Genomic DNA, 25,519 nt, shown 5'->3' on the forward strand with positions numbered 1-25,519 from the left:
CGCTCATCGATTCTGGTCGGGGTTCCATTGGCTGTAGCTGTGCCCGCGCAGGAACTGCCACAGGCCCACGCTCATGCCGGCGAGGGTGACCAGCACGAAGGCGGCCAGGCGGAACGGGCGGGGCAAGCGCCGGCGGGCGTCGAGCAGGCCGGCGATGGCGGCGGCGTAGCCGAGCAGTTGCAGGGCCAGGGTCAGGCGGTAGAAACCGGGCTCGGCGGCCAGCCACAGGTTGGCCAGCAACAGCGGCAGCAGCAGTACCGGGGCCAGGCGGCGGATCAGCTTGTGGCTGATCAGGGCGATGGCGTACAGGCCGTGGCGCGCCGGATTGAGCAGCTCGCGGCGGGCGGCCAGGCTCAGCAGGCCACCGACGGTGACGCGCTGGCGGCGGCGGAACTGCTTGTCGGCCTCGTCGACGCCCTGATCGAGCACCACCGCCTCGGGCACATAGACGATGCGCAGGCCTGCGGCCGGTGCGCAGGTGCTGATGAAGAAGTCGTCGTTGACCTGTTTCGGGATTGGCTGGTACAGCCCCCGGCGCAGGGCCAGCAGGGCGCCGTCGGCCGAGACCATGCAGCCGGTGCGGTTCTCCACCTTGCGCACCCAGGCTTCGTAGTGGCGGTACAGGCTGTCGCCGATGCTCAGGCCCTTGCCCGGGTCGGGAATGATCATATGCCCTGCAGTGCCGCCGACCTGCGCGTCGGCGAAGGGGGCGAGCAGCAGGCCGAGGGTGTCGGTCGACCACTGGTTATCGGCGTCGGTGAACACCAGCAGGTCGCCCGTGCACACCTGCACGGCACTGTTCAACGCACCGGCCTTGCCCAGGCGTGGCAGGTCCAGCACCTGCACCCGGAGGTCGCCCAGGCCACGGGCCAAGGCCACGGTGCGGTCGCTGGAGCCGTCGCTGGCCACCACCACCTGCAGCTCGGCGGCTGCGTAGTCCTGGCCGAGCACGCTGGCAAGCTTGGCTTCGATATGCCGCTCTTCGTTGTGCGCGGCGATCACCACACTGACCCGTTGCGCGGGCAACGGCATGGCGGTGCGACGGGCGAAGAACGGCGCAGCCAGGGTCAGCAGCAGCGGGTAGCCGACCCAGGCGTACAACGGCAGCAGCAGGCATAGCCAGAAAATGAACTCAGCCACGGGCGGGCCTCCTTGCGGTGCGGTTGAGCAGGCTGAGGATGAAGGCCGCGCCGGCCAGGTGCAGGCGCAGCCAGTGCAGGCCCCAGAGTTGCAGCGTGAGCAGCGGGTCGCGGTGCCTGCGGCTCTGGCGCAGGCTGAGGAACAGTGCGGGCAGGGCGCTGACCAGCAGGAAGAACAGCGCGACATGAGGGAAGCCGTCGAGCAGCGCCGACAGGGCAACGGCATCCAGCACCCAGGCGCCCACCGAGAGCATCGGAAAACGCAGCAGGCGCAGGCTCACGCCATGGCTGCGCAGCAATTGCAGGTGGCTGCCCTGGCGCCACATCTCCTTGCCCAGCCACTCGCGCCAGTTGGCTTCATAACCCCAGTGCAGCACCGCAGGTTCGCGCAGCACGCGAAGGCGCGCGCCGGCTTCATGCAGGCGCAGGGTGAAGTCCTTGTCCTCGCCGGTGCGCAGGCGCTCATCGAAACCGCCGACCTGCTCGAACCAGTGGCGCCGCATCAACAAGTTGGGGGTGGGCAGCCAGGTACAGTCCTGCACTGTCTGCCCGGTGCGCAGGGTGCGCCGTTGCCAGGCCTGGGCGAACCAGGGCGCGTGGCGCGGGGTGTCGCAGTCCAGGGCGAAGACATCGCCTTCGCCTCGGCGTTGCAGGTCCAGCAGCAGGTCCAGCCAGTGTTCCGGGACCTCGATGTCGGCATCGAGGAAGGCCAGCCAGTCGCCTTGACTGGCGTTCACGCCGGCATTGCGCAGGGCGCCGATGGCCACGCCCGGCAGGCTCAGCACCTGGGCACCGTGGGCGCGGGCGATCGCCGGGCCGTCGTCACTGGAGCCGTTGTCCACCACGATCAGCTCGCAGGCCAGCCCGGCTGCGCTGGCCGAGCGCCGGGCGGCATCGAGGGTGCGGCCGATATGGCGGGCTTCGTTGAACATCGGGATGACGATACTCACCCGGCTCATCGGGCCACCTCCACGGGCTGCTGCTCACGCGCCTGGCCAAGCAGCACGCTGGACAGCGCCAGCATCAGCCACAGGTACTTGTGGCTCGGGGCGCTGAGGAACATCAGGAACAGGCCGATGGCGAGCATGCTCATGGTCAGGTGGGTCATCAGGTCGGCGCGGTCCGGGTCGCCGGCTGCGCGGAAGGCGGCGCGGGCCTGCCAGAAATTGCTCAGGGCCAGCACGATCATGCCGACGAACAGCAGCCCCGCCGGCAGGCCGACTTCGCTGAACAGCTCCAGGTAGGTGTTGTGGGCGCGGCGGTAGAGGTCGGTGGTCTTGCTGTTGACCGGGGCGAAAGCCTTGGAGAAGCCGGTGTCGGCGTAGTGCAGGGGGAAGGTGCCAGGCCCGGTGCCGAGCAGCGGGCTGTGACTGATCATCTCCTTGCCCACCACCAGGTAGGAAGCGCGCCGCCCCAGCGACTCGTCCTGGTGCGCGTTGACCCCGGACTTGAGCAGCATCAGCGACTGAATGCGGTCGGCGTAGCCGGCGGGCATCAAGGCGATGCCCAGGGGCAGGACGATGGCCAGGCCGAGCATGGCGAAGCCCAGGTGGCGCGGGCGGATGCGCGTCAGCTGTTCGCGGTAGTTGTGCAGCACGATGCCCAGGCTGATCAGCAGCACCACCAGCCCCGAGCGCGACTCGGTCTTGGTCATGCCCACCAGCAGCAACAGGCAGCAGCCGGCCCAGAACAGTTTGACCGGGATCTGCCGCGCCTTGATCGCCAGCCACAGCCCCAGGGGCATGGCGATGGTGATCAGCAAGGCGAAGGCGTTGGGGTCGAGCATGGCCGAGGCGCGGCCCTGCTCTTGGTATTTGGTGGAGAAGATCGCGAACAGACAGGTAACGCATACGCTGACGGTGATCAGCCGCGCCAACAGCGGCAGATTGAGGTCGCGACCGACCAGCAAGGTAATGACGAACATCACCAGGCCCACCAGCAGCTCACGCAGGTGCCCGCCCGACAGGGCCACGTCGTCGCTGGCCCACAGGCTCAGCAGGTACAGGGCCATGAACGGCAGCAACAGGCGCCATTGATTGCTGCGCAGGCGCTCGCCGGGAAGTTGGCGCACTGCCAGTTGCAGGCTGAGGATCAGCACCAGGCCGATGCCCACCAGCTTGGCGCCGGACACCAGGCCGTCCTTGAGCAGCCCCTCCAGCGGCACCAGGGTGGCGATCGCCAGCAGGCCCCAGGCCGGTTTGCGGTACAGCACCAGCACGCCGGCCAGGCCGATCACGCCGCCGGGCGCCAGGAACGGGTAGGGGCTGGCCAAGAGACCCAGGCTCAGCAAGGCCACCAGGGCCACCAGCGACAGGGGAATGATCATGCGACAACCTCCTCGGCCGTGCCTCGATACACCTGGGCCCAACGTTGTGCCAGGGTTGGCAGGTGGTAGCGTTGACGTTGAGTCTGGCGAGCCCGGGCAACCAGTTCGTCGGCCTGCTCGGGGTCTTGCAGCAGCGCTTCGAGATGCTCGCCCAGTTCGGTCGTGGCCAAGGGACGGGCGAGCAGGCCGTTGTGGCCGTGCTCGATGACGTCGGGGATGCCGCCCACACCGAAGGCCACCACCGGCACGCCATCCTGCATGGCTTCCAGCAGGATCATCGGCGTGCCTTCGGTGCGCGAGCTGATGACCAGGGCATCCAGCCGTTTCATCCAGCCGCGCATGTCGCGCTGGAAGCCCGGCAGGGTGATGCGCTCGCCCAGACCGGCAGCGTCGATGCGCTGTTGCAAGGCATCGCGTTCAGGGCCTTCGCCAAGCATCACGGCGTGGACCCGCGGTTGGCGTTGACACACCGGGATCAACGTGTCGAGGAACAGGTCGGGGCCTTTTTCGCTGGACAGCCGGCCAACGTAGGCGGCTAGCCAGGGGGCGCCGCCTGGCTGTGCCGCCCCCGGGCCATCCTTTGCCTGCGTTTCACAAATCTCGGGCAGCCCATTTGGAATCACCTGCAACTTGGCCGCTGGCACCCTGGCATCGCGATGGATACGGGCAATGCTCTCGGCCACGCACACCACCGTGTCCACTGTCGGCGTGCGGCACAACTGCAGGCTCAGCCAGGTGTAGAAACGCTGTTTGCGGCTGCGCGGGGTAAAGCCATGCTGGGTGCTGACCATTGGCAGGCGCCACAGCGTGGCGCCGATCCAGCCGAACAGCTGGCCCTTGAAGTTATGACTGTTGACCAGCGGACGTTCGCCGCGCTGCGCGCCGAGCACCTTGAGCACCGCTCCCAGGCCGTGGCAGGTGTCGCACTCGACACCCGCCTCGCGAAAGCGCGTCACCAGGTCCGCCGGGGCATCGAGGAACAGCACCCGATGCTGGCCGGGGGTGGCCTGGCAGTGGTCCAGGAGCATGCGCTCGGCGCCGTAGAACCCGCCGCTGCTCAGCAGGTGCAGGATCGGCCGGCCGGCGTGCAGCGCGGCGTTCAATTGCGCACCCAGTGCCACAGGCGTGGCAGCGACCAACTCTTGTGCGGGTTGGGCAGCGCCGGGGACTGGTCGTTGATCACCAGCAGTACCGGCAGGCCCAGCTCGTGGCTGATCTGCGCCGGATGCTTGAAGCGGTGGTCGAAGAACTCCCTGACGTAGACCACGGCAATTGCCAGCAGCAGGCCGGTGACCAGGCCGAACGGAATGATCAGGCCAGGTTTCGGGAAGCTCGCCGCGGTGGGTTCGTACGGGGCGCTGAGAATGCGCGCGTTGGACTGGCTACCATCGAGCAGGCCCTGGCCACGGCTTTCCTCGTAGCGCTGGGCGTAGGTGGAAAAGGCCTTGTGCAGGGCATCGATCTCGGTGTCCAGCTGCCGGGTCTTGCTCTGGGTCTCGCGCAACTGGAGGATGCGCTTGCTGTAGTCGGCGATGCGCTGGGTCTTCTGCTCGATCACCTGCTGGGTCACGGCCAGGTCCTGCTGGCGTTCACGGATGCGGTTCTCGACGATCTTGAGGAACTGCGCGCGCAACTGGGCAATCTGCTGGCGGGCCATGACCATCTGGTCGGAGCCTGGCTGGAACACCGTGGCGTCACCGTTGTAGCGGGCCAGCTGGGTGGTCAGCTGCTCGCCGAGCTGCTTGATCTCGCGGTCTTCGAAGGCGACGTTGTCGACCGTGGTGGTGAAGGTGTAGGGGAAAGCGTAGTCGGCCATCTTCGCCTTGTTGGCCGCGGCCAGGCTGCTTTGCAGGTAGTCCAGCCACTTCTGGTTCTGCAGCTGGCGGTCACGTTGCAGGTTGAGCGCCTGCTCTTCGGTGTTGATGGCGTTGAGGCGGAAGGTGATCTCCTCCTTCGGATCCGACGAGCCGATGGCGGTCAGCAGGCCCAGGCGCTGGCTTTCCAGGTCGCCCAGGCGGGCCTGGTAGTGCAGCTTCTTCTGCTCGTAGAAGGCTTCGGGCAGTTCATTGGACTGCAGGTCCTGGCGGTTGGCCAGGAAGTTCTCCAGCAGGCGGCTGACGAACAGCGTGCCCAGCTTCGCGTCATTGGCGCTGTAGGTGATGGAAATCACGTTGGAGCCGGGCAGGGTCTCGACCTTGAGGTCCTTGACGGCCTGGTCGGTGAGGGTGTCGAGCTGGGTGTCGCGATCGTCCGCCACGGCATTGCCGAACAGCCGGTGCAGGGGCTCGATCACCGCGTGACGCAGCGTGTCCAGCACGGTGCGCCGCAGCAGGCCGGGCTCGTCCGGATAGTGGCCTTCCTTGCGCAGCTCGCCGATGGTCTGGCGGATCAGGGTTGGCGAGCGCAGGATGTTGCTCTCGGTCTCCATGTCGGCCAGCGACGGCGGGATGAACTGGTCGGCCTGCTGGCTGAGCGCCGAGGTGGTGTCGCTCTGCGAGAGTTTCTTGGACTGCACGATGACTTCGGCGGTGATGTCGTAGCTCTGCTTGAGCACCAGCGGCAACAGCACGGCGATCACCGCGAACACCAGGAACACCCGTTTCACCAACTGGCGGTTGGCGAAGAAGATGCGGAAGAACTCATGTACGTAGTTTTCTTTCGGTTGCGTGGTCATGGTCCGTCCCCCGGTCAGTCGTCGCTTTCTTTATTGTCGACGCGGTAGCTGAAGCTGAAGCCGAAGCCCTGGAACAGCACCACGTCGGCCAGCTGCCGGGACAGCTCGGCGGCGCTGGCCAGCTTGGTCTTGGGCACGTAGAGCATGTCTTCGGGCTGCAGGTAGGCGAGTTTCTGGCTGCCGCCGGAGAGCGCCTGGTCGACGTCGTAGTTGACCGCATGCACGGTGTTGCCCTCGCGACGCATGATCACCACCGAACCGAGCTTGGCCTTGAGGGTCGGGCCGCGGGCCAGGGTCAGCGCCTCGAGCACGGAGATCGGACGGCGGATCTGGAAGGCGCCGGGCTGGCCGACTTCGCCGAGCACGTAGATCTCGTTGGCGGCGGTGGACTTGAGCAGCACATCCACGCTCATGCGCCCTGGCAACGTGGCGTAGCGCTCGTTGAGGTAGTCGCGCAGCTGGTTGACGGTCATGCCCTGCAGCGGTACCGAGCCGATTTCCGGGAAGGTGGCGCGGCCGTCGTTGCCCACGGTGATGTCGCGGCTCATGCCGGTGCCGGGGTGGCTGAGGGCGTTCTTCAGGTTGACCTCGTCGGTCATCGGGCTCACCACCCGCACGGTGACCTGGTCACGGTTGGGCTTGAACACCCGCTTGTCCTGGTAGGCCTGGCGGATGGCGCTCTCGGCTTCGCCGGGGGTCATGCCCTCGACGCGCACCGCGGCGTTGGTGCTGGGCAGGGTGATGGTGCCGTCGGGCTGCACCAGCTGGTTGCCGTTCAGGCCGCTGGCGGCCATGAAGTTCAGGTCCAGGGTGTCGCCGGACTGGATCCGGTAGGCCCCGGCCGAGCGGTTGCTGACATGGAAAATCACTTCCAGCACGTCCTGCGGGCGTAGTACCTGTTCGCGGCGGGCGACTTCAGTGGCCTGGCTTTCGGCGGGAGGCGCGGTGAGGATCTGCACCGGCATCTCGCGGTTTTCCTGGCTGGCGCAGCCGGCCAGGGCCAGTACGCACAGGGCAATCGAGGGATATCTCATGGCGTTCATCCTGTGCGGCCTCTCAGAGATTTTCGTACAGCCACTTGGGCATGTAGTACTTGCGCTTGTTGAACACGCTGCCGATCAATCGCGCGCCGGCCTGGGTCAGGCGCTGGCTGGCGGCCTGGGCGACTTCCCAGCGGGTTTCCTCGGCGCACACGACCAGGATCACGCCGTCGACCAAGGTACCGATCACCAGGCTGTCGGCGCTGGCGTAGATGGCTTCGCCGTCGATCACCACGAAGCGGTACTGGTTGCTCAACTGGTTCAACAGTGCGCGCAATTGCTCGTGGTCGAGGCGGTCGCGGCCGCGCTTCCAGGTGCCCACCGGGAGCACGTCGAACGGCTGGTCGGACAGGCGCACGATGCAGTCCTGGGCCAGCGGCGGGGTGTCCTGGTTGAACAGCAGGTCGCTGTAGCCGCGCAGCTTGGCCAGGCCGAGCTGTTGGCTGAGGCCGCCGGGGCTGAGGCTGGCATCGATCAGCAGCACGTTGCCGGCACTCATGAGGGCCAGCTGGCTGGCGAAGGCCAGGGCGCTGGTGCTGGTGCCGCTGCCGGTGTTGGCCGCGGTCAGCAGCAGGGTGCGCTGGTCGAGGTCGAGCACGGTGGCGGTCAGGTTGGTCTCGCTTGGGGTAGCGATCGTCAGGCTTCTTGAGGATGAACCGTCCATCTCAGCTTGCTCCGTGGCCAGTGAAGACTTTGAACGGGGTCTTGAGCAGGATCTTCAGGTCCAGCATCAGGCTCTGTTCGTTGATGTAACTCAGGTCCAGCTCCACCCGTTGGTCGAAGTCGATGTTGCTGCGCCCGGAGATCTGCCACAGGCCGGTCATGCCCGGGTAGATCGACAGCCGCGCCAGGTGGTTGTCGTGGTAGCGGTAGGCGTTGAATGAAGTGGGGCGCGGGCCGACCAGGCGCATATCGCCGGTGACCACGTTGATCAGGTTGGGCAGCTCGTCCAGGCTGCTTCTGCGCAACCAGCCGCCGACCGAGGTGATGCGCGGATCCTTGTCGATCTTGAAGTCGATGGCATCGGCGCCATGCTTGTTCAGGTGGCGCACCGAATCCTTCAACGCCTCGGCGTTCGCCACCATCGTGCGGAACTTGAACATGCCGAAGGCTCGGCCGCGGTAGCCGGTGCGCTTCTGCACGAAGAACACCGGGCCTGGACTGGACTGCTTGATCAGCAGCGCCAGCACCAGGAACAGCGGCGACAGCAGCAGCAGCAGGGTCAGCGCGGCCAGGCACGACAGCACGCGGTTGGTGCGCGAAAGGGTCCAGGGGCGACCACCGACGCGGCCGGTGATCCAGCCGCGGCCCTGCATGTGGATGGCGGCATCAATGCGCTGTCGGTGCGCCGGGTCCATGCGTTTGTCCTGGTACAGCGCCTGCAGTTGCGCGCTCTTGGGTTGTCCTGTCATACCGCCCTCCGTTGATCTGGCTGCTCACCCGTGGGCGCCGCTTCGCTGGCGGCGAGCGAGTAGTAGCTCTTGAACCAGGCGACGAAGCGCCTGAGCCCCTCATCGAGGCCTATCTGTGGGGTGAATCCGGTGACCCTGGCCAGGGCGCTGGCATCGGCGCAGGTGGCCAGGACATCGCCTGGTTGCAGCGGCAGCAGTTCGATCACCGCGTTGCGCTGCAGGTGTTTCTCCAGGAGCGCCAGGTAGTCGAGCAGCTCCACCGGACGCTGCCCGCCGATGTTGTACAGCCGCCACGGCGCGTGGCTGCTGGCCGGATCCGGGGTTAGCGCATTCCACTGCGGGTCGGCGACCGGGGGCAGGGGGATCAGCCGCACCAGGCTCTCGACGATGTCGTCGATATAGGTGAAATCGCGCTGGTGGCGGCCATGGTTGAACAGCTGGATCGGCCTGCCTTCGCTGATCGCCCGGGCGAACTGCATCGGCGACATGTCCGGGCGGCCCCAGGGGCCGTACACGGTAAAGAAGCGCAGGCCGCTGCAGGGAATGCCGTACAAGTGGCTGTAGCTGTGGGCCATGGCCTCGTTGGCCTTCTTGGTGGCGGCATACAGCGACAGCGGGTGGTCCACGGCGTCTTCGACCCGATACGGCGTTTGCTGATTGGCGCCGTACACCGAACTGGACGAGGCGTACAGCAGGTGCTGGACCGGGTGCCGGCGGCAGCCTTCGAGCACGTTGAGGAAACCGGCCAGGTTGCTGTCCAGGTAAGCCTGCGGGTTCTGCAGCGAGTAGCGCACACCGGCCTGGGCGGCCAGGTGCACGACCACGTCCGGGCGTTCGCTGGCGAACAGCCGGGCCATGCCGTCGCGGTCGCCCAGGTCCAGGCAGTGCAGCGGGAAATCCCCCGCTGTCTGGCGTACCCAGTGCACGCGCGCATGCTTGAGCGACGGCTCGTAGTAGTCGTTGAAGTTGTCCAGCCCCACCACCTGATGCCCCTCGAGCAACAGCTGGCGGCAGGTATGGGCGCCGATGAAACCGGCCGCGCCGGTGACCAGCACTTTCATGGCGCATCCGCCTGCGGGCTGACCTGGCGCAGGCCGATGCCGCTGTAGTGCAGGCCGTGGGCCGCCACCTGTTCAGGGTTGTACAGGTTGCGGCCATCGACGATCACCCGCGCGCGCAGCTTGCTGGCCAGCATCGAGAAGTCCACCACGCGGAAATTCTTCCACTCGGTGCAGATCACCAGGGCGTCGGCGTCCTGCAGGGTGTCGTCGCGGGTGGCGCACAGCTGCAGGTCGTCGCGGTAACCGTACAGGCGCCGGCATTCGTCCATGGCTTCGGGGTCATAGGCGCGCACCGTGGCGCCCTCGGCCCACAGCGCTTCCATCAGGTAGCGGCTGGGCGCCTCGCGCATGTCGTCGGTGTTGGGCTTGAAGGCCAGGCCCCACAGGGCGATGGATTTGCCCGCCAGGCCGCCGAGGCGTTGCTTGAGCTTGGCGAAGAGGATGCGCCGCTGTTGGTCGTTGACCTCGCTGACACTTTGCAGCAGGCGCAGCGGCATGCCACTGTGCGCGGCGGTGTGCAGCAGGGCCTTGATGTCCTTGGGGAAGCATGAGCCGCCGAAGCCGCAACCGGGGTAGATGAAGTGGTAGCCGATGCGCGGGTCGGAACCGATGCCGCGGCGTACCGCCTCGATATCGGCGCCCAGGTGTTCGCTGAGGTTGGCCAGCTCGTTCATGAAGCTGATGCGGGTGGCGAGCATGGCGTTGGCGGCGTACTTGGTCAGTTCGGCGCTGCGGTTGTCCATGAACATCAGTTTTTCGTGGTTGCGGCAGAACGGCGCGTACAGTTCGGCCAGCTGGTCATGGGCGACCTCGTCGAGGGTGCCGACGATGATGCGGTCCGGGCGCATGCAGTCGGCCAGGGCGCTGCCTTCCTTGAGAAACTCGGGGTTGGACACCACGCGGACGTGCAACTGGCCCTTGCCCAGGCGCTGCAACTCGTCGCGGGCAAGCGCCATGACCTGGTCGGCGGTGCCCACCGGCACGGTGGACTTGATGATCAGGGTATGGTCGGTCTCCATCAGCCCGGCGATCTGCCGGGTGACGTTGAGCACATGGGTCAGGTCGGCCGAACCGTCCTCGTCGGGCGGGGTGCCCACGGCGATGAAGATCAGCTCGGCGTGGCTGACGGCGTCGCTGGCCTGGGTGCTGAACAGCAGGCGACCTTCCTTGATGTTGTCCTCGAGCAAGTCCGACAGGCCCGGCTCGCTGATCGGCGGCACACCCTGGCGTAACTGGTTGATCTTGTGGGTATCGACATCCACGCACAGTACCCGGTGACCTACGTCCGCCAGTGCTGCTGCCTGTACCAGTCCGACATAACCGGTGCCAAAAACGCTCACGTCCATGCGCGGTGCCTCGAATGGATGAGTAAGGGAGATGAAACAGTGATGTGAATTGGGTATAGCTCAGCCCGGTGGAATTGCGTCAAAGCAATGGCATGTTTCGTCGCATTTACAGAGTCCAACGCAACGGGCCTTCTGCCACCAACCCGTTTCCAATCCGTGTGTTAGCGAACATAGCTAGTGGCAATTGGCCGTTCGGCGAGCCGATGAACGGTGCAATGCACCGAAATAAGCGGGCTGCGGACGATAGAGATAATCAACAACAGCTTGCGGCCTGTGCCAGATTCCGGTGTCGGTATGTCGTCGGAAATTTGACTTTTTTGCGTTGTGGTTTGTTTCACAGGTGCTACGGTTTGAGAAGAATTCCATGACCGGAGTGGCCGAAACATGCGTGGATGGGTCAAGCTTTTGCTGCTGCTGGTTTACCTGGCCAGCTTTCATGGCTATTACCGTGAGCGCATAGAAGCCTTGGGTATTGGCGTGCCGCTGGTCCTTTACCTGGGTATGTTTGCGGTTTTGGCGGTGGCGCTTGTGCTGGCGGCGTTCACGCGTGCGGGGTGGCTGCGCTGGGCGCTGGCCCTGATGTTCACCGTCAGCGCGATCTTTCTCGACGCTTATAACCGCATCACCGATTCGTACCTGACCTATAGCGCCTTCGTGTCCATGGTCTACGCCGGCGGTTTCGTCCAGGAGGCGCTGCAGCAATATCACTACGCCATAACCCTCGCTGCGGCACGGGCGCTGCTGTTGCTGCTGGGCATTGGCCTGCGTCCGGGGCCGATGCCGAAGTTGCCGCGCCTGTTGCCACCGTTGGCACCGCTGCTGGGGTTGCTGGCGCTGGTCGCCATCCTGTTCGTGCGGGCCGGCGAGGGCGCCCGCGGGCTGCCGGTGATGTACACGCCGCTGGCCTACTTGAGCCTGTTCACCTACGAGACCCTGCACGACCATGTCGGACCACGTCAGCCCGTAACCCTTGCCCAATCAGGCCCGGCGATGGTGCGGGACATCGTGCTGCTGATCGACGAGAGCATCTCGGGCAACTACCTGGACCTGAACACCCCGGCCGGGGTCACCAGCCATCTGGCCCAGGCCCAACCCGGCGTGCAGATCGTCAATTTCGGTTACGCCGCGTCGATTGCCAACTGCAGCGCCGACACCAATGTCACCCTGCGCTATGGCGGCACCCGTGCCGACTACCTGCGCATCAACTCGACCCAGCCGTCGATCTGGCAGTACGCCAAGCGCGCGGGCCTGGAGACGGTCTACATCGACGGGCAGCGCACTGGCGGCAATTTGCAGAACCTGATGACCGAAACCGAGAAGCGCGATATCGACCAGTTCATCCAGTTCGACGACACCCCCGTGGTGCAGCGCGACATGGCGGCGCTGGAGCGGCTGGTGGCGCTGCTCAAGGATGGCAAGCCGCACCTGATCGTGGTGAACAAGGTCGGCGCCCACTTCCCGGTGCACGACAAATACCCAGACGACTTCCTCAAATACCAGCCCGCGTTGCCCCGGGGCCACTACGTCGATATTGCCGACACTGGCACCCGCGACGGTTTCGATGGCCGCCCGCAGGACTGGGTGCTGTACCGCAATGCCTACCAGAACACCGTGCTGTGGAGCGTCGGCGAGTTCTTCCGCCGCCTGTTCGTCGAGGCCGACCTCAGCCAGGCCGTGGTGTTGTACACCTCCGACCATGGCCAGGACCTGCATGAGCGTGGCAACCCGGGGCTGAACACCCATTGCGACAGCGACCCGGTGCCGGAGGAGGGCCTGGTGCCGCTGGTAGTGATCCAGGGGCAGGGCCTCAGAACACTGGATTGGGAAGGCAACCTGGCGGTGAACCGTAACGCCTCCAGCCACTACAACCTGTTCCCCACAATGCTCAAGCTGATGGGCTACGACGACAAGGCGGTCAGCGCGCTCTACGGGCAGTCGCTGGACATGCCGACCGACGACCCGTTCACCTTCAACGTGCGTTTCAATGCGCGGCTGGGGGCCAAGCCGGATTTCCGTCACATCGACCTGGGCCAGGTGGTCACCCCCGCCAGTGTCCTGGCGGGGCAACCGATGCCGGTAGGCAAGGCGGACTGACGTCAGAAGTCGATGCTGGCGGAAAGCTGCACGGTACGCGGCGCGCCCAGCCCCAGGCTGGTAAGCAGCGGCATGCCCCAGTAGGCCTTGTTGGTCACGTTCTCCACCGTGCCGCGCAAGGTCACCGGGTGGTCGGCCACCTGCAGCCGGTAGCGGGCACCGACGTCGTAGAGGGTGTAGCCGGGAATCGACTGGCTGTTGTCGTCGCTGATGTACTGCTTCGAGACGGCCGTGGCGTTGGCGGTCAGGGTCAGGCCTTCGAGCACCGGGGTATCCCATTCCACGCCCAGCTTGCCCTGCAGTTTTGGCTGACCGGTGGCGGTCTTGCCTTGCTCGGCGGGGTTCTCGGCCTTGGTCACCTTGGGATCGAGACGGGCCACGCCGCCCATCAGGCGCACATCGGCCACCGGTGTGCCGAAGAAGCTCCACTCGAGCCCGCGGTTACGTTGCTCGCCACCGAAGGAGAACACTTTGGTTACCGGGTTGGTGAAGCTGCTGGGGCGCTCTATCTGGTACAGGCTGAGGGTGTGGGCGAAGTCGCCGAGGTCGAGCTTGATACCGACCTCCTTCTGCTTGGACTTGTACGGGGCGAACACCTGGCCGGCGTTGGGTGCGGTAAGCGGGGCGACGGCGCCTTTGCTCAGGCCTTCGATGTAGTTGGCGTACAGCGACACTTCGTCGGTTACCTTGATCAGCACCGCTGCGGCCGGGGTGGTGGCGCTTTCGTTGTAGCGACTGGTTTGCGCGCCGGTGTCGACGTTGAAGCTGTCGGTCAGCACCTGCTGGCGGCGCACGCCTAGGGTGAGCTGCACACGCTCGTCGAAGAACGACAGGGTGTCGGCCAGGCCGTAGCTGCTCAGGCGTGATTCAGTGTGGGCGATGGCGGGGTAGCTCCTGGCGGCCTCAGGGCCCCAGACCGGGTGGTAGATGTTGGTGATCCACTCGGCACCCGGAACGTTGCGCCGGCCATAGTCGCGCTGCTTGTCCGAGTAGTGCGTGGCATTGAGCGACCACTGGTGGCCGACGCCGAAGGTGTCGAAATGGCCACGCAGGCCGGCTTCGCCCGAGGTCTTCTCCAGGTCGATCTTCAACTGGCCCATGCGCGTCTCGAAGTCGCCAGCGGTGTTGAGCACTTCTGCGAGCATGGTGCCGCTGTACTTGTAGTCGGTCTTGCTGGTGCCGGCTGAGGCATAGGCCATGAGGTTGTCGTTGAGGTCATATTCGCCGCGCACGATCACGCCCTTGTCGCGGGTCTGTACGAAACCCCAGTCCGGGTTGAGCAAGGTCTCGGACTTCGGCGGCCTGGGCACCGGCACACCTGCGGCCAGGCCGATGCCGCGGTTCTGGCCCCTGACCCGGTCCTCGCTTTCGTACAGGTCGGCCGACAGCCGCGCGCGCTCGCCACGCCAGTCCAGGCCCAGGGCATTGAGCTCGGCCTTCATGCGCTGGTGGTCGGTGGCGGTGTCGCCGTCGCGGTAGACGCTGTTGAAGCGCACGCCGAACTGTTGTTCCTCGCCGAAGCGACGGCCGACGTCGAGGTGCCCGCCGAACTGCGCGTCCGACATGTAGGTGCCGGTGATCCGCGTCAGCGGTTCGGCGCCCGCGCGTTTGGGCACCAGGTTGATGCTGCCGGCCACCGAACCGCCTGGCGGCATGCCGTTGAGCAGGGCGGACGGGCCCTTGAGCACCTCGACGCGCTCGTACATCTCCGGCGAGATCCGGTAGTAGGGCGCCATGCCATACAGGCCGCCAATGCTCACGTCGCTGATGTTGGAGTTGAGGCCGCGGATGGAATAGTTCTCGCTGTAGGTGCCCTTGAGCCCGTTGCTGAACACCGACGGGTCGGTGGCGGCGATCACATCGGTGATGGTTTGGGCCTGGGTGTCCTCGATGTATTTCTCGGTGTAGCTGATGGTGCTGAACGGCGTCTCCATGAAGTCCTTGTTGCCCAGCAGCCCGACCCGGCCACCCGAGGCCACCTGGCCACCGGCGTAGACTGGCGGCGATGCACTGGGGGCGTCGCGGCTGCCTTCGACCATGGTTTCGGACAGCTCCAGGCTGCCGGTGGGCTGGCCGTGGCGGGGCTTTTCCACTTCCTCAGTCTGCGCCGCAGTTACGCCCATGGCGGTACCGCCCAAGCCGAGTAGCAAGGTCATATGCACAGCGACGAAAGTGCGATTGAAGTCGAAGTGAGGCACAGCCGACTGCTGCGCCGGGCTGACACGTTGTTGCGACATGCTGGAGTCCTTTCGATTCGCAAGTGAGTGAAGGCATTCACTAGGATTCCGAATCAGAAGGGAAAAACCTCAATGCAAATGATATTCAATAAAATTTGTCACTGTTAAGACTGTTAGGTGCATGTGCATCGAGATGTAGCTAGCCTCTAGAAAATTCGGCTCGCCTCCGAGGAGCCCGCTATCGACTTGGCCAAGGCGCTTGCGACGATTATCCGGGAAGTCGAGAGATGACCAACGAACTGGTGAAGTGTGATTCGAACAACTCGACGTCTGGCGTCGAGCAAACCAGGGCGTTTACTCCGTTTGGGGCCAGCCAGTGGATCGATGGGCCGTTGTTGGCGTTCACCGGGCAACTATGGGACCGCAGTACAGACTTCTACTTGCTGGGGAATGGTCGGCGAGCCTACGATCCGAACCTCATGCGCTTCACCAGTCCGGATCAGCAGAGCCCTTTTGGCAAGGGGGGGATCAATACTTATGCCTATTGCTTGGGTGATCCGGTCAACCGCCTGGACCCAAGTGGTGAGGCCAGTCTCAAGAAAGCCGCCAAGATGGTTTTCCTGATCGCATCGACTGGCAAGGATGCCCTGACCGGCAAAGGTCCAGCAAAAATGATCAAGCGTGCCGCCAAGTGGGGGATGATCGCCGGGGAATTACTGCAAATGCCCCATGTTACTGTCGATGTGGGGCGAGGGTTGGCAGATTTTAGCTCTGGCATCGCTCTGGCGGTAACGGCCTATGGTCTGGGCAGCTTCTATTACAAGCGTTGGGTTGAAGACGATGCTGTCTTCTCTCCATTCGTAGGGCCGCTGCTGCTCGAAACTCCGGAAAAGTCCGAGTCGCCGATAGTGCGGATGGAGGGGGTCCGTCGCGAGCTGTTATTCGACTGAAAGCTGGAGTGGATGCAGCGTGCGAAAGCTCTGCGCCTCCTCCACCAACCAGTCATGTACCGCCCGCGCCCCAGGTTGGCTCAATCCGCCCGGTGGATACAGCAGCACATAACGCTTGTGGTTGGCAATCGGCACCCCGAACGGCACGATCAGCGCGCCGCGTTCCAGTTCGTCGTTGAGCAGGGTGCGCCGGGCGATGGCCACGCCGACCCCGGCGATGGCGGCCTCGATGGTCAGGTGGTTGCGGTTGAAGGTATGTCCGCGGCGTACGTCCAGCCCGCCGGCACCGATGCCGTCGAGGTAGAACTCCCACTCGGCGTATTCCGAGCTGCCGCGCCAGGCGGTGATGTCATGCAGCAGCGGGTAGTGGGCCAGCCCGGCCGGGCCGTGCAGGGGCGGCCGGCCGCGCAGCAGGGCAGGCGAGCACACTGGGAAGATCTGCTCGTCGAGCAGAGGCGTGGAGAGCATGCCCGGATAGCTGCCATCGTTGAGATCGATGGCCAGGTCGAAGTCTTCCGGATGCAGCGCCTGGTTACTGTCCTCGGCCACCAGGCGCAGCTCAATGTCCGGATAGCGTTGCTGGAAACGCGGCAGGCGCGGGGTCAGCCACTTGGCCAGGAACGAGGGGATCGAGCGCAGGCGCAAGGTACCGCGGATCTCGCCGGCGTCCAGGCGCAGCAGCTCGGCCTCGATGCTGCCGTAGGCTTCGGCCACGGTCTGCGCCAGGCGCTGGCCTTCGGCGGACAACTCGACGCCGCGAGCACGGCGCAGGAACAGGCGAAAGCCCAGGCGTTCCTCGAGCTGGCGCATCTGCTGGCTGACCGCTCCGGGAGTGATGTGCAGCTCTTCGGCGCAGCGGGTGAACGACAGGTGTCGCGCCGCACAGGAAAACACGTGCAGCCAGACGAACACCTGGCCATTGAGTGGACCTTTCATTGTTTAGTCCTGCTAAAGGCTTGTGTAGGAAGTTTCGTTGGTCAAGCTGGCCTGAGCGCGGCAGTATCGCGCAACTTGGCAATACCGCTCAAATTTTCCGGAGAGCCGTGGCGTGTCGCAGATCGCCGTCACGGTCAGGCATTAGCATGGCTATCAGTGTTTTCGACCTTTTCAAGATTGGCATCGGCCCGTCCAGTTCCCACACCGTCGGCCCCATGCGCGCCGCGGCGACCTTTGCCCAGGCCCTGCGCGAGCGCGGCTTGCTGGCCCAGGTTCGCCGGGTCGAGGTACGCCTTTATGGCTCGCTGTCGGCCACGGGGGTCGGGCACGCCACCGACCGTGCCTGCCTGTTGGGGCTGATGGGCCAGTGGCCGGACCGGATCGACCCGCACAGCATCGAGCCACGCATCGACCAGCTGATGCAGGAGCACTGCCTGATGCTCGACGGCAGTCATCCAATCGACTTCCAGTACAGCCGCGACATGCGCCTGCTGGACGAGAGCCTGGCCTACCACCCTAATGCAATGACCCTGGAAAGCTTCGACGGGCAGGGCAGCCAGTTCAGCCAGACCTACTATTCGGTGGGCGGAGGCTTCATCGTCGAACAAGCTGAAATCGATGCGCCTTCGAGCGACGAAGGCCTGGTCGAGCTGCCTTACGAATTTTCCAGCGGTGCCGAACTGCTGGCCCTGTGCAAGGCCCACAATCTCAGCGTCAGCCAGCTGATGCTGGCCAACGAGTGCGCCTGGCGTCCGGAAAGCGAGGTCCGCGAAGGCCTGTTGAAGATCTGGGCGGCGATGGGCGAATGCGTCGACAACGGCCTGCGCAACGAAGGCATCCTGCCGGGTGGGCTCAAGGTCAAGCGCCGGGCGGCGCGCCTGCACCGCAGCCTGCAGGAGGTCGGCAAGCCGAACGTGATCGGCTCGACCCTCAGCGCCATGGAGTGGGTCAACCTGTTCGCCTTGGCGGTGAACGAAGAGAACGCCGCCGGCGGGCGCATGGTCACCGCGCCCACCAACGGCGCCGCCGGCATCATCCCGGCGGTGCTGCACTACTACATGAAGTTCAACCCCGGCGCCTGTGACGACGATGTGGTGGCGTTTCTCCTGGCGGCGGCCGCAGTGGGCATTCTGTGCAAGAAGAACGCTTCGATTTCCGGCGCCGAAGTCGGTTGCCAGGGTGAGGTGGGCTCGGCCTGCTCGATGGCTGCCGCAGGGCTCGCCGAGGTGCTTGGCGCGACCCCACCGCAGCTGGAAAACGCCGCCGAGATCGCGCTGGAGCACAACCTCGGGCTGACCTGCGACCCCGTGGGTGGCCTGGTGCAGATCCCGTGCATCGAGCGCAATGCGATTGCCGCGGTGAAGGCCATCAACGCCGTGCAGATGGCCTTGCGTGGCGACGGCGAGCATTTCATCTCCCTCGACCGGGTGATCCGCACCATGCGCGATACCGGCGCGGACATGCACGCCAACTACAAGGAAACCTCCCGCGGCGGCCTGGCCGTCGCGTTCGTCGAGTGCTGAGAAACAGGCTCCCGCGAAGTGCCCCGCAAACCTGATTGAACCTGCAACACCCGCTGTACCTGCGACAAAAACAACTACAAGGCGATACCCATGACTGATGTACAAAGCACCACGAGCGTTCGTGCGGATTCGGCTGCCCCGGCTTCGGCCAGTGGCTCGACCACCTGGAACCGCCACGACACCACCTGGGCCCTGGGCCTGTATGGCACGGCGATCGGCGCCGGCACCCTGTTCCTGCCGATCAACGCCGGGGTCGGGGGCTTCTGGCCGTTGCTGATCCTGGCATTGCTGGCCTTCCCCATGACCTTCTTTGCCCACCGCGCCCTGACGCGCTTCGTGCTGTCCGGGCGCAAAGGCGGCAACGAGGACATCACCGAAGTGGTGGAGGAGCATTTCGGCGTGGGCGCCGGCAAGCTCATCACCTTGCTGTACTTCTTCGCTATCTTCCCGATCCTGCTGGTCTACAGCGTGGCATTGACCAATACCCTGACCAGCTTCTTCGAGCACCAACTGCACATCGGTGCGCCGCCCCGAGCGCTGTTGGCGTTGCTGCTGATCTGCGGGTTGATGATCGTGGTGCGCTGCGGCCAGCAGATCATCGTCAAGGCCATGAGCGTGCTGGTGTATCCCTTCGTCGCCTCGTTGCTGCTGCTGGCGCTGAGCCTGATCCCCAACTGGAACGGCGCCTTCTTCGCCCAGGCCAACGAGGGCATCAGCGCCTCGAAGCTGTTGCTGACCTTGTGGCTGGCGATCCCGGTGATGGTGTTCTCGTTCAACCATTCGCCGATCATCTCGGCCTTCGCCGTCGACCAGAAGCACCGCTATGGCAATGATGCCGACCGCAAGAGTGGCCGGACCCTGGCCACGGCCCATGTGATGATGGTGCTGACGGTGATGTTCTTCTGCTTCAGCTGCGTGCTGGCCCTGAGCCCGGCGGACCTGGCCGCGGCCAAGGCGCAGAACATCTCGATCCTGTCGTACCTGGCCAACCACTTCCAGACCCCGGTGATCGCCTTCGTCGCGCCACTGATCGCGCTGGTGGCTATCACCAAGTCTTTCCTCGGCCACTACATCGGAGCCAGCGAAGGCTTCCAGGGCATGATCGTCAAGAGCCTGCGCGGGCGCGGCAAGACATGGCCGGCCAAGCGCCTGGAGCGCGCCACCGCGTTGTTCATGCTGGTGACCTGCTGGGCGGTGGCCACCCTCAACCCAAGCATCCTCGGGCTGATCGAGAGCCTTGGTGGGCCGGTGATCGCCTGCCTGTTGTTCCTGATGCCGATGTACGCGGTACAGAAGGTGCCGGCGTTGCGCCAGTACTCGGGCAAGCTGTCGAATGTGTTCGTGGTGCTGATCGGCTTGATCACGCTGTCGGCGATCGCCTACAGCTTCATGGCCTGACCAATGAACGCGGGGCAAGCCCGCTCCCACGTGAATGCGTGGGGGGAGGACTTGCCCCGCGGACCGCTCAGGTCAGACGCTTTCCAGGTGCCTGATCGCGGCCTTCAGGCGCTCCGCTGGTCGCGGTTGATCCTGGTGGGTGATGTCCGGCGCCTTGCGCACGCGGCCATGCTGGTCGACCCAATGGCCGTTGATGAAGTAGCGGTAGCTGGCAGTGCCGACATTCCAGCCCTGGTCGAGCAGACCCTGCAGGTGGAAGGTCTGGGCAATCTGACTGAGCGGGCCGCTAGGGCTGCCATCCAGATGCAGGACGATCGACGGGCTACCCGCGGGCGCGAACGGCAGCTCGCTGTAGCCGCCCCACACCTTGGCGTGGAACACCTGAACCGGATGCGTGGTCTGGATGATGGAAGCCCTGCCGGTGACCTTCTTCTGCACGGTATTCACCAGCAGGTCGAGGGTCAGGATCGGTGCGCCGAGCAGCCCGTTGCTGACGTTCAGGCGGGTATGAAAAAGTCCGAAGGACATGCTGATTCTCCTTGTCTGCTCAGGCTTTCTTGGCGGCCTTGGCGGCCGGGCTTTTGGTCGAGGCAAGAGCTTGGTCCAGGGCTTTGCCCACGGCACCGCTGGCCAGATGCTTGAGTTGCGCGACATCACCGGTGGCGATCACTGCCTCCAGGGTGGCGTTGTGCAGTTCGGTCGTCAGGTCGACGTTCGCCAGTGTCTGGATGCGCTTGAGCTCCAGCACGACGGGTACGTTGTCCACCTCGATCCAGCGCTGGCCGTTGTAGTAGCGGTAGCTGGCCGTACCTTTCTGCCAGTCCTGGTCGAGCAGCGCACGCAGTTCGAACTGCTCCGGCGAGTTGGCGTGTGGTCCGCCATGGTTGCCACGTACCGTCAGCAGGATCTTGCCTTCACTTGGCGGCTGCACGGTGAGGTAGCTGTAGGTGCCCCAGACATCCAGCGCCAGCTCCAGCGGTGGGTTGGTGGTCTGGGTGATCAGCGCGTGGCCGTTGACGCTGCGGTCTGGCGTGTAGACCAGCAGGTCGACTTGCAGGCGCGGGGCACCTGGCGCGTTGGTACCAATGAGGTAGGACACCGGGAAAAGACCTTCCGACGGTGCGAGCAGCGATTCAGACATGATTGCCTCCATTGCATTCGATGAATGACATACCGATAACCACGACTGGCGCAGGCGGGCGAAGAGGCGGAGGAGGTGGGAGACCGGGCGGGGAGAACAGGCTTGCCCGGTGCGAGCGGCTGTTGGCAGCCGGCTTGTGCAGCCATCCCTGGTACGCGGTGCCGCCTGCCTGGCAGCCCGCTTGAGTTAAGCAGGCCGGCCAGGCAGTGATGGCCTTTTTACAGTACGTCCGACGAGTGGTCGCGCATTGACCGAATGGTCACTTACTTCGCTTTCTGCTGCAGGGCCACGAAGCTGCGGCGCATGTCGCTGGCCCAGCCGTCGAGCACCGGCTTGACGTCGTTCAGGGTCAGCTGCGTGGTGTCGTTCTCCAGGTCCTTGCCACTGCCCTTGCGCACCACCTGGGCCAGCACGTTCTGGCTGGCGCCATCGAGGAAGGCCGCCTCCACGGCGATGTCCACGGCCTGGTCGCGGCCACCGGCGGCGGTGTTGACCGCCGCGGCGACCAGGGCGATGGGGATCACTTCATAGGGTTTGAGGCCTTCGGTGCTGGTGGAGACCGCGGTGATCGCCGGGCGCACCACGATGGTATTCGGCCCGGGCTCCTTGACCAGGGTGAGCACACTGCCGAGTTCGCGGCGCATCGCTTCGTTGAAGTAGCGGGTGATCTCTTGCAGGGTCTGCGCCGAGATCACGTTGGTCGGTTGCGGCTTGGGGTAGAACTGGCTCGGTTCGATGAACACCTTGGTGTACTGGCTGGCCTTCACGTCCGGGTCGATCCAGCGCATCACTGGCGCGCCGGAGACGCTTTCGGCCGGCTTCAGGCGGCTGTAGTCCTTGAGAAACCCGGAATAGTCCTTGGGGTCGACACGGTTGCTGGAGCAGGCAACCAGGGCCAGCAGAGCAGCGCACAGCAGGGTGGTGCGAGGCAGGTGCTTCATGATGACGAGGTCCATGAGGGAAGGGGCCAGGACAACGCTAGCAGGTGGTGGGCCGAAGGCCAGCGTTCGGGCTGTCGACAGTTGCCGTTTCCCACCGATCAACCTGATTGGGCTGACTATCCATTCATCACTGAAAGTGGAAAAGTATGCCCTTTACGGGTATGTTTAGAGTGCCGATCATGGATGTCTACAAGCGTAGGGAGTTTGCCCGCTGGCAAGCCAGGGAGTGCTTGCCGGACCACCTGCTCTGCCGAGCAGTTGCAGAAATGCAGAGTGGGTTGGTTGACGCGAGTCTTGGCGGTTTATTATTCAAGAAGCGCATTGCTGGCCTTTGCAGTGGCAAGCGGGGTGGTTACCGCACGCTACTGTCGGCTCGTATAGGCGATCGATATGTGTTCTTGCATGGATTCGCCAAAAGCGACCTGGCCAATGTCACGCCGGCCGAGCAAAAGGCCCTGCAGTTTACCGGCAAGGTATTTCTGGAATTATCACCCCACGCCCTGGCCAAGGCATTGGGTTGCGGGGTATTGATGGAGGTCCACTGTGACCAGCAAACTCATTGAGTCATTGCGTGCCGACCTGTCGGCCCTGGAACAGGCCGGTGCTGTCGGCAAGGTTACACTTAGGGACTTCGAGGCGATCTGCCCGGCTCCGGTGCGAGCGTTCACTGCCCAGGACATCCGCGACCTGCGTGAAGCCCTTAACTTCAGCCAACCGGTGTTCGCCCTGCACCTGCACACCAGCGCATCGACAGTGCGCAAATGGGAGCAGGGCGAAACACGCCCGGCCGGGCCGGCCTTGAAGCTGCTGAACATCATTGCCGACAAGGGGCTTCAAGCCATCCTTTGAAGGTGGGCCGTCAGCCCAGTGCCTCGCGCAAGCGGTACCACAGCATCCCCAGTGCCAGCAGCGGCGAGCGCAGTGCCTTGCCGCCGGGGAAGGTCAGGTGCGGCACCGCGCGAAACACATCGAAGCCATGGCTTTGCTCGGTGGCGATGGCCTCGGCGAGCAGTTTCGCGGTCCAGTGGGTGACGTTCAGGCCATGCCCGGAGTAGCCCTGGGCATAGAACACGTTGGGGTGCTGGCTGAGCCGGCCGACCTGGGGGAAGCGGTTGGCGGTGATGCCGATCATGCCGCCCCACTGGTAGTCCAGACGCACCTCGGCCAGTTGCGGGAACACCTTGAGCACCTTGGGCCGCATGTAGGCGCCGATGTCCTTGGGGTCGCGGCCGGAATAGTGGCAGGCGCCACCGAACAACAGGCGGTTGTCGGCGGTCAGGCGGTAGTAGTCCAGGCCCACTTTCTGGTCGCACAGCGCCATGTTCTGCGGGATCAGTGTACGCGCCAGGTCTTCAGGCAGTGGCTCGGTCGCCACCACGTAGCTGCCCGCCGGCAGCACCTTGCCAGTCAAGCGTGGCTCCAGTTCGTCTAGGTGGGCGTTGCAGCCGAGTACCAGGCTCTGCGCGCGCACCTTGCCGCGGGCGGTGTGCAGGGTCACCGTACTGCCATGTTCGATGCGCAGTACCGGGCTTTGCTCGAAGATGCGCACCCCCAGGCCATGGGCGGCGTGGGCTTCGCCCTGGACCAGGTCGAGCGGGTGCAGATGGCCCGAGCCCATGTCGACCAGGCCGCCGGCGTACAGGTCGCTGGCGACGATCTCGTGCATGCGCTCGGGGCCGACCAGGCGGGTCTCATGCGGGTAGCCCAGTGTGGCGAGGTCGCGTTGCTCGTCCTCGAATGCGGCGAACTGGGCGGGGGTGTTGGCCAGCTCGCAGAACCCCCAGCGCAGGTCGCAGTCGATGCCATATTGCGCGATACGGCGGGCGACCAGGGCCACCGAATCGATCCCGGCCTGCTTGAGGTAGCGCACGCCGTCCTGGCCGACATGGCGGGCAAAGCCCGAGACGTCATGGCCGATGCCGCGGATCAGTTGCCCGCCGTTGCGCCCGCTGGCGCCCCAGCCAATACGGCGGGCCTCCAGCAGGATCACCGAGAGGCCGCGTTCGGCCAGCTCCAGGGCCGCGTTGACCCCGGTCAGGCCACCGCCGACCACGCAGACATCGGCCTGCAGGTCCTGGTCTAGCGCGGGGTAGGTCGCCGCCTGGCGCGCCGAGGCGGCGTAGTAGGAGGCAGTGTGTTCAGTCATGTGGGGCATGGGTGGGCTCGACTCAGCGATTGGACTTGATCTTGCTCCAGGAGCGGGTCATCTGCCGCAGGATCGGCGGGCTCTGCATGGACGAGACATACAGTTTGTCCAGCACCTCCTGCGGCGGGTAGATTTCGGGGTTGTCGACCAGCGCCGGGTCCATGTCGGCCTTGGCGTCGGGGTTGGCGTTGGCATAGCCGACCGTGGCACTGACCTTGGCGATCACCTTGGGGTCGAGCAGGTAGTTGATGAAGGCCAGGGCCTGCTCGGGGTTCTTGGCGTCCTTGGGGATGGCCAGCAGGTCGAACCACAGGTTGCTGCCTTCCTTGGGAATGCTGTAGGCGACCTTGACGCCGTTGCCGGCCTCTTCGGCGCGGTGCGCGGCCTGCAGTACGTCGCCGGAGTAGCCGAAGGCGATGCAGACATCACCATTGGCCAAGTCCGAAACGTACTTGGAGGAATGGAAGTAGGTGATGTATGGGCGCAGCTCCAGCAGGCGGGCCTCGGCCTTCTTGTAGTCATCGGCCTTCTCGCTGCGCGGGTTCATGCCCAGGTAGTTGAGCATGGCGGGGTAGAGCTCGTCGGGCGAGTCCATGAACGCCACGCCGCACTGCTTGAGCTTCTTCAGGTTCTCGGCTTCGAACAGTACGGCCCAGGAGTCGATCCTGTCGATGCCCAGCACCGCCTTGACCTTGTCGACGTTGTAGCCGATGCCGTTGGTGCCCCAGAGGTACGGTACGGCGTACTGGTTGCCCGGGTCGTTCTGCTCCAGTTGCTTGAGCAGTTTCGGGTCCAGGTGCCGCCAGTTCGGCAGCTTGCTGCGGTCCAGCGGCAGGAACGCGCCGGCCTGAGCCTGGCGCGCGAGGAAATGGTTGGAGGGCACGACCACGTCGTAGCCGGTGCGCCCGGCCAGCAGCTTGCCCTCCAGGGTTTCGTTGGAGTCGAACACGTCATAGACCACCTTGATCCCGCTGCTGGCCTGGAAGTCGGCCAGGGTGGTGTCACCGATGTAGTCGGTCCAGTTGTAGACGCTCACCGTCGGCTGGGCCTGGACGGCCGCGCCGAACAGCAGGGCGAAGGTTGCGGGGATCAAAGCTTGCGGATGACGCATGTCGACACCTCGTTGGTCTTGTTCTTCGAGTTCGGTGGTGTAGGGGCTGCTTTGCAGCCCATCGCCGCGGTTCGTCGCCACGACAAGCCGGCTCCCACAGGCAT

General features: G+C 64.9%; 23 protein-coding genes. 6 read left to right on the forward strand and 17 right to left on the reverse strand.

Going from position 1 to position 25,519, the window contains the following annotated elements; all coding sequences use genetic code 11:
* Positions 1–3: 3 nt before the first annotated feature.
* Genes ACZ9C1_RS04740 through ACZ9C1_RS04785 form a run of 10 tightly spaced genes read right to left on the reverse strand, consistent with a single transcriptional unit; the run spans position 4 to position 10,998 of the window.
* The gene (locus ACZ9C1_RS04740; protein ID WP_139670955.1) at positions 4–1,140 is read right to left on the reverse strand and encodes a glycosyltransferase; all 1,137 of its coding nucleotides are present in this window, start codon (positions 1,138–1,140) and stop codon (positions 4–6) included.
* Positions 1,133–2,098 carry a glycosyltransferase family 2 protein gene (locus ACZ9C1_RS04745; protein ID WP_476253669.1) on the reverse strand — a complete coding sequence of 322 codons (966 nt, stop codon included), beginning with the start codon at positions 2,096–2,098 and terminating at the stop codon, positions 1,133–1,135. The genes ACZ9C1_RS04740 and ACZ9C1_RS04745 overlap by 8 nt, the downstream gene beginning before the upstream one ends.
* Positions 2,095–3,465: an O-antigen ligase family protein gene (locus ACZ9C1_RS04750; protein ID WP_476253670.1), complete on the reverse strand. Its 1,371-nt coding sequence runs from the start codon at positions 3,463–3,465 to the stop codon at positions 2,095–2,097. The genes ACZ9C1_RS04745 and ACZ9C1_RS04750 overlap by 4 nt, the downstream gene beginning before the upstream one ends.
* Complete coding sequence (locus tag ACZ9C1_RS04755) at positions 3,462–4,568, reverse strand: glycosyltransferase family 4 protein (RefSeq protein ID WP_277503840.1); 1,107 nt, start codon at positions 4,566–4,568, stop codon at positions 3,462–3,464. The genes ACZ9C1_RS04750 and ACZ9C1_RS04755 overlap by 4 nt, the downstream gene beginning before the upstream one ends.
* Positions 4,565–6,139, reverse strand: a complete 1,575-nt coding sequence (locus tag ACZ9C1_RS04760) for a GumC family protein (protein WP_476253671.1) — start codon at positions 6,137–6,139, stop codon at positions 4,565–4,567. Before ACZ9C1_RS04760 ends, ACZ9C1_RS04755 begins: the two co-directional genes overlap by 4 nt.
* A gap of 14 nt (positions 6,140–6,153) precedes the next feature.
* Positions 6,154–7,173, reverse strand: coding sequence for a polysaccharide biosynthesis/export family protein (locus ACZ9C1_RS04765; protein ID WP_102682285.1), 1,020 nt, complete (start codon positions 7,171–7,173; stop codon positions 6,154–6,156).
* Between the two features lie 22 nt (positions 7,174–7,195).
* Positions 7,196–7,843, reverse strand: a complete 648-nt coding sequence (locus ACZ9C1_RS04770) for a CpsD/CapB family tyrosine-protein kinase (RefSeq protein ID WP_277503843.1) — start codon at positions 7,841–7,843, stop codon at positions 7,196–7,198.
* Between the two features lies 1 nt (position 7,844).
* Positions 7,845–8,591 (reverse strand): sugar transferase, encoded by a 747-nt coding sequence (locus ACZ9C1_RS04775; RefSeq protein ID WP_046855782.1) that lies wholly within the window; start codon positions 8,589–8,591, stop codon positions 7,845–7,847.
* Positions 8,588–9,652, reverse strand: coding sequence for an NAD-dependent epimerase (locus tag ACZ9C1_RS04780; protein ID WP_277503844.1), 1,065 nt, complete (start codon positions 9,650–9,652; stop codon positions 8,588–8,590). Before ACZ9C1_RS04780 ends, ACZ9C1_RS04775 begins: the two co-directional genes overlap by 4 nt.
* A complete protein-coding gene (locus ACZ9C1_RS04785) occupies positions 9,649–10,998 on the reverse strand; it encodes a UDP-glucose dehydrogenase family protein (RefSeq protein ID WP_476253672.1) in 1,350 nt (449 codons plus the stop codon). The genes ACZ9C1_RS04780 and ACZ9C1_RS04785 overlap by 4 nt, the downstream gene beginning before the upstream one ends.
* Positions 10,999–11,382: 384 nt before the next feature.
* Here ACZ9C1_RS04785 and ACZ9C1_RS04790 point away from each other — a divergent pair, with 384 nt between their 5' ends.
* Positions 11,383–13,092, forward strand: a complete 1,710-nt coding sequence (locus ACZ9C1_RS04790; RefSeq protein ID WP_277503847.1) for a sulfatase-like hydrolase/transferase — start codon at positions 11,383–11,385, stop codon at positions 13,090–13,092.
* 2 nt (positions 13,093–13,094) lie between these two features.
* Here the strand turns inward: ACZ9C1_RS04790 and ACZ9C1_RS04795 are convergent, their stop codons facing one another.
* Positions 13,095–15,329, reverse strand: coding sequence for a TonB-dependent receptor (locus ACZ9C1_RS04795; RefSeq protein ID WP_476253673.1), 2,235 nt, complete (start codon positions 15,327–15,329; stop codon positions 13,095–13,097).
* Between the two features lie 227 nt (positions 15,330–15,556).
* Between ACZ9C1_RS04795 and ACZ9C1_RS04800 the strand changes: the two genes are divergently transcribed.
* The gene (locus ACZ9C1_RS04800) at positions 15,557–16,219 is read left to right on the forward strand and encodes an RHS repeat-associated core domain-containing protein (RefSeq protein ID WP_277503850.1); all 663 of its coding nucleotides are present in this window, start codon (positions 15,557–15,559) and stop codon (positions 16,217–16,219) included.
* Here ACZ9C1_RS04800 and ACZ9C1_RS04805 read toward each other — a convergent pair.
* Positions 16,208–17,155, reverse strand: coding sequence for a LysR substrate-binding domain-containing protein (locus ACZ9C1_RS04805; RefSeq protein WP_110699313.1), 948 nt, complete (start codon positions 17,153–17,155; stop codon positions 16,208–16,210). The two genes, ACZ9C1_RS04800 and ACZ9C1_RS04805, sit on opposite strands and share 12 nt — an antisense overlap.
* A 146-nt stretch (positions 17,156–17,301) precedes the next feature.
* Between ACZ9C1_RS04805 and ACZ9C1_RS04810 the strand changes: the two genes are divergently transcribed.
* Both ACZ9C1_RS04810 and ACZ9C1_RS04815 read left to right on the forward strand, forming a co-directional pair.
* Positions 17,302–18,678: an L-serine ammonia-lyase gene (locus ACZ9C1_RS04810; RefSeq protein WP_102682278.1), complete on the forward strand. Its 1,377-nt coding sequence runs from the start codon at positions 17,302–17,304 to the stop codon at positions 18,676–18,678.
* Between the two features lie 90 nt (positions 18,679–18,768).
* The gene (locus ACZ9C1_RS04815) at positions 18,769–20,076 is read left to right on the forward strand and encodes a serine/threonine transporter (RefSeq protein WP_046855776.1); all 1,308 of its coding nucleotides are present in this window, start codon (positions 18,769–18,771) and stop codon (positions 20,074–20,076) included.
* Positions 20,077–20,148: 72 nt separating this feature from the next.
* On the opposite strand, the gene ACZ9C1_RS04820 is transcribed toward ACZ9C1_RS04815, so the two are convergent.
* The 3 genes from ACZ9C1_RS04820 to ACZ9C1_RS04830 all read right to left on the reverse strand — a co-directional run bounded on the left by ACZ9C1_RS04820 (position 20,149) and on the right by ACZ9C1_RS04830 (position 22,158).
* Complete coding sequence (locus ACZ9C1_RS04820) at positions 20,149–20,604, reverse strand: DUF1842 domain-containing protein (protein ID WP_102682276.1); 456 nt, start codon at positions 20,602–20,604, stop codon at positions 20,149–20,151.
* 19 nt (positions 20,605–20,623) lie between these two features.
* On the reverse strand, positions 20,624–21,217 hold the full coding sequence (locus ACZ9C1_RS04825; RefSeq protein ID WP_102682275.1) for a DUF1842 domain-containing protein: 594 nt from the start codon (positions 21,215–21,217) through the stop codon (positions 20,624–20,626).
* Positions 21,218–21,480: 263 nt separating this feature from the next.
* Positions 21,481–22,158 (reverse strand): DUF3313 domain-containing protein, encoded by a 678-nt coding sequence (locus ACZ9C1_RS04830; protein WP_046857799.1) that lies wholly within the window; start codon positions 22,156–22,158, stop codon positions 21,481–21,483.
* A gap of 179 nt (positions 22,159–22,337) precedes the next feature.
* Here ACZ9C1_RS04830 and ACZ9C1_RS04835 point away from each other — a divergent pair, with 179 nt between their 5' ends.
* Together ACZ9C1_RS04835 and ACZ9C1_RS04840 are read left to right on the forward strand one after the other, a co-directional pair.
* Complete coding sequence (locus ACZ9C1_RS04835) at positions 22,338–22,721, forward strand: type II toxin-antitoxin system RelE/ParE family toxin (protein ID WP_198754574.1); 384 nt, start codon at positions 22,338–22,340, stop codon at positions 22,719–22,721.
* Complete coding sequence (locus ACZ9C1_RS04840; protein WP_198754575.1) at positions 22,702–23,007, forward strand: helix-turn-helix domain-containing protein; 306 nt, start codon at positions 22,702–22,704, stop codon at positions 23,005–23,007. The genes ACZ9C1_RS04835 and ACZ9C1_RS04840 overlap by 20 nt, the downstream gene beginning before the upstream one ends.
* A gap of 10 nt (positions 23,008–23,017) precedes the next feature.
* Here the strand turns inward: ACZ9C1_RS04840 and ACZ9C1_RS04845 are convergent, their stop codons facing one another.
* Both ACZ9C1_RS04845 and ACZ9C1_RS04850 read right to left on the reverse strand, forming a co-directional pair.
* Entirely contained in the window at positions 23,018–24,313 is a 1,296-nt protein-coding gene (locus ACZ9C1_RS04845) for an NAD(P)/FAD-dependent oxidoreductase (RefSeq protein WP_277503859.1), read from the reverse strand.
* 13 nt (positions 24,314–24,326) lie between these two features.
* Positions 24,327–25,415, reverse strand: coding sequence for a polyamine ABC transporter substrate-binding protein (locus ACZ9C1_RS04850; protein ID WP_023631637.1), 1,089 nt, complete (start codon positions 25,413–25,415; stop codon positions 24,327–24,329).
* Positions 25,416–25,519 lie beyond the last annotated feature (104 nt).

The sequence above is a fragment of the Pseudomonas sp. TE21435 genome (genome assembly GCF_056279265.1).

Excerpts from the sequence above, each read along its gene's own strand:
- ACZ9C1_RS04805 (WP_110699313.1), bottom strand. The coding sequence starts at position 17,155 with ATGAAAGGTCCACTCAATGGCCAGGTGTTCGTCTGGCTGCACGTGTTT.
- ACZ9C1_RS04745 (WP_476253669.1), bottom strand. The coding sequence starts at position 2,098 with ATGAGCCGGGTGAGTATCGTCATCCCGATGTTCAACGAAGCCCGCCAT.
- ACZ9C1_RS04765 (WP_102682285.1), bottom strand. The coding sequence starts at position 7,173 with ATGAGATATCCCTCGATTGCCCTGTGCGTACTGGCCCTGGCCGGCTGC.
- ACZ9C1_RS04810 (WP_102682278.1), top strand. The coding sequence starts at position 17,302 with ATGGCTATCAGTGTTTTCGACCTTTTCAAGATTGGCATCGGCCCGTCC.
- ACZ9C1_RS04760 (WP_476253671.1), bottom strand. The coding sequence starts at position 6,139 with ATGACCACGCAACCGAAAGAAAACTACGTACATGAGTTCTTCCGCATC.
- ACZ9C1_RS04795 (WP_476253673.1), bottom strand. The coding sequence starts at position 15,329 with ATGTCGCAACAACGTGTCAGCCCGGCGCAGCAGTCGGCTGTGCCTCAC.
- ACZ9C1_RS04850 (WP_023631637.1), bottom strand. The coding sequence starts at position 25,415 with ATGCGTCATCCGCAAGCTTTGATCCCCGCAACCTTCGCCCTGCTGTTC.
- ACZ9C1_RS04750 (WP_476253670.1), bottom strand. The coding sequence starts at position 3,465 with ATGATCATTCCCCTGTCGCTGGTGGCCCTGGTGGCCTTGCTGAGCCTG.
- ACZ9C1_RS04770 (WP_277503843.1), bottom strand. The coding sequence starts at position 7,843 with ATGGACGGTTCATCCTCAAGAAGCCTGACGATCGCTACCCCAAGCGAG.
- ACZ9C1_RS04835 (WP_198754574.1), top strand. The coding sequence starts at position 22,338 with ATGGATGTCTACAAGCGTAGGGAGTTTGCCCGCTGGCAAGCCAGGGAG.
- ACZ9C1_RS04820 (WP_102682276.1), bottom strand. The coding sequence starts at position 20,604 with ATGTCCTTCGGACTTTTTCATACCCGCCTGAACGTCAGCAACGGGCTG.
- ACZ9C1_RS04785 (WP_476253672.1), bottom strand. The coding sequence starts at position 10,998 with ATGGACGTGAGCGTTTTTGGCACCGGTTATGTCGGACTGGTACAGGCA.
- ACZ9C1_RS04825 (WP_102682275.1), bottom strand. The coding sequence starts at position 21,217 with ATGTCTGAATCGCTGCTCGCACCGTCGGAAGGTCTTTTCCCGGTGTCC.
- ACZ9C1_RS04775 (WP_046855782.1), bottom strand. The coding sequence starts at position 8,591 with ATGACAGGACAACCCAAGAGCGCGCAACTGCAGGCGCTGTACCAGGAC.
- ACZ9C1_RS04790 (WP_277503847.1), top strand. The coding sequence starts at position 11,383 with ATGCGTGGATGGGTCAAGCTTTTGCTGCTGCTGGTTTACCTGGCCAGC.
- ACZ9C1_RS04845 (WP_277503859.1), bottom strand. The coding sequence starts at position 24,313 with ATGCCCCACATGACTGAACACACTGCCTCCTACTACGCCGCCTCGGCG.
- ACZ9C1_RS04800 (WP_277503850.1), top strand. The coding sequence starts at position 15,557 with ATGACCAACGAACTGGTGAAGTGTGATTCGAACAACTCGACGTCTGGC.
- ACZ9C1_RS04780 (WP_277503844.1), bottom strand. The coding sequence starts at position 9,652 with ATGAAAGTGCTGGTCACCGGCGCGGCCGGTTTCATCGGCGCCCATACC.
- ACZ9C1_RS04815 (WP_046855776.1), top strand. The coding sequence starts at position 18,769 with ATGACTGATGTACAAAGCACCACGAGCGTTCGTGCGGATTCGGCTGCC.
- ACZ9C1_RS04830 (WP_046857799.1), bottom strand. The coding sequence starts at position 22,158 with ATGAAGCACCTGCCTCGCACCACCCTGCTGTGCGCTGCTCTGCTGGCC.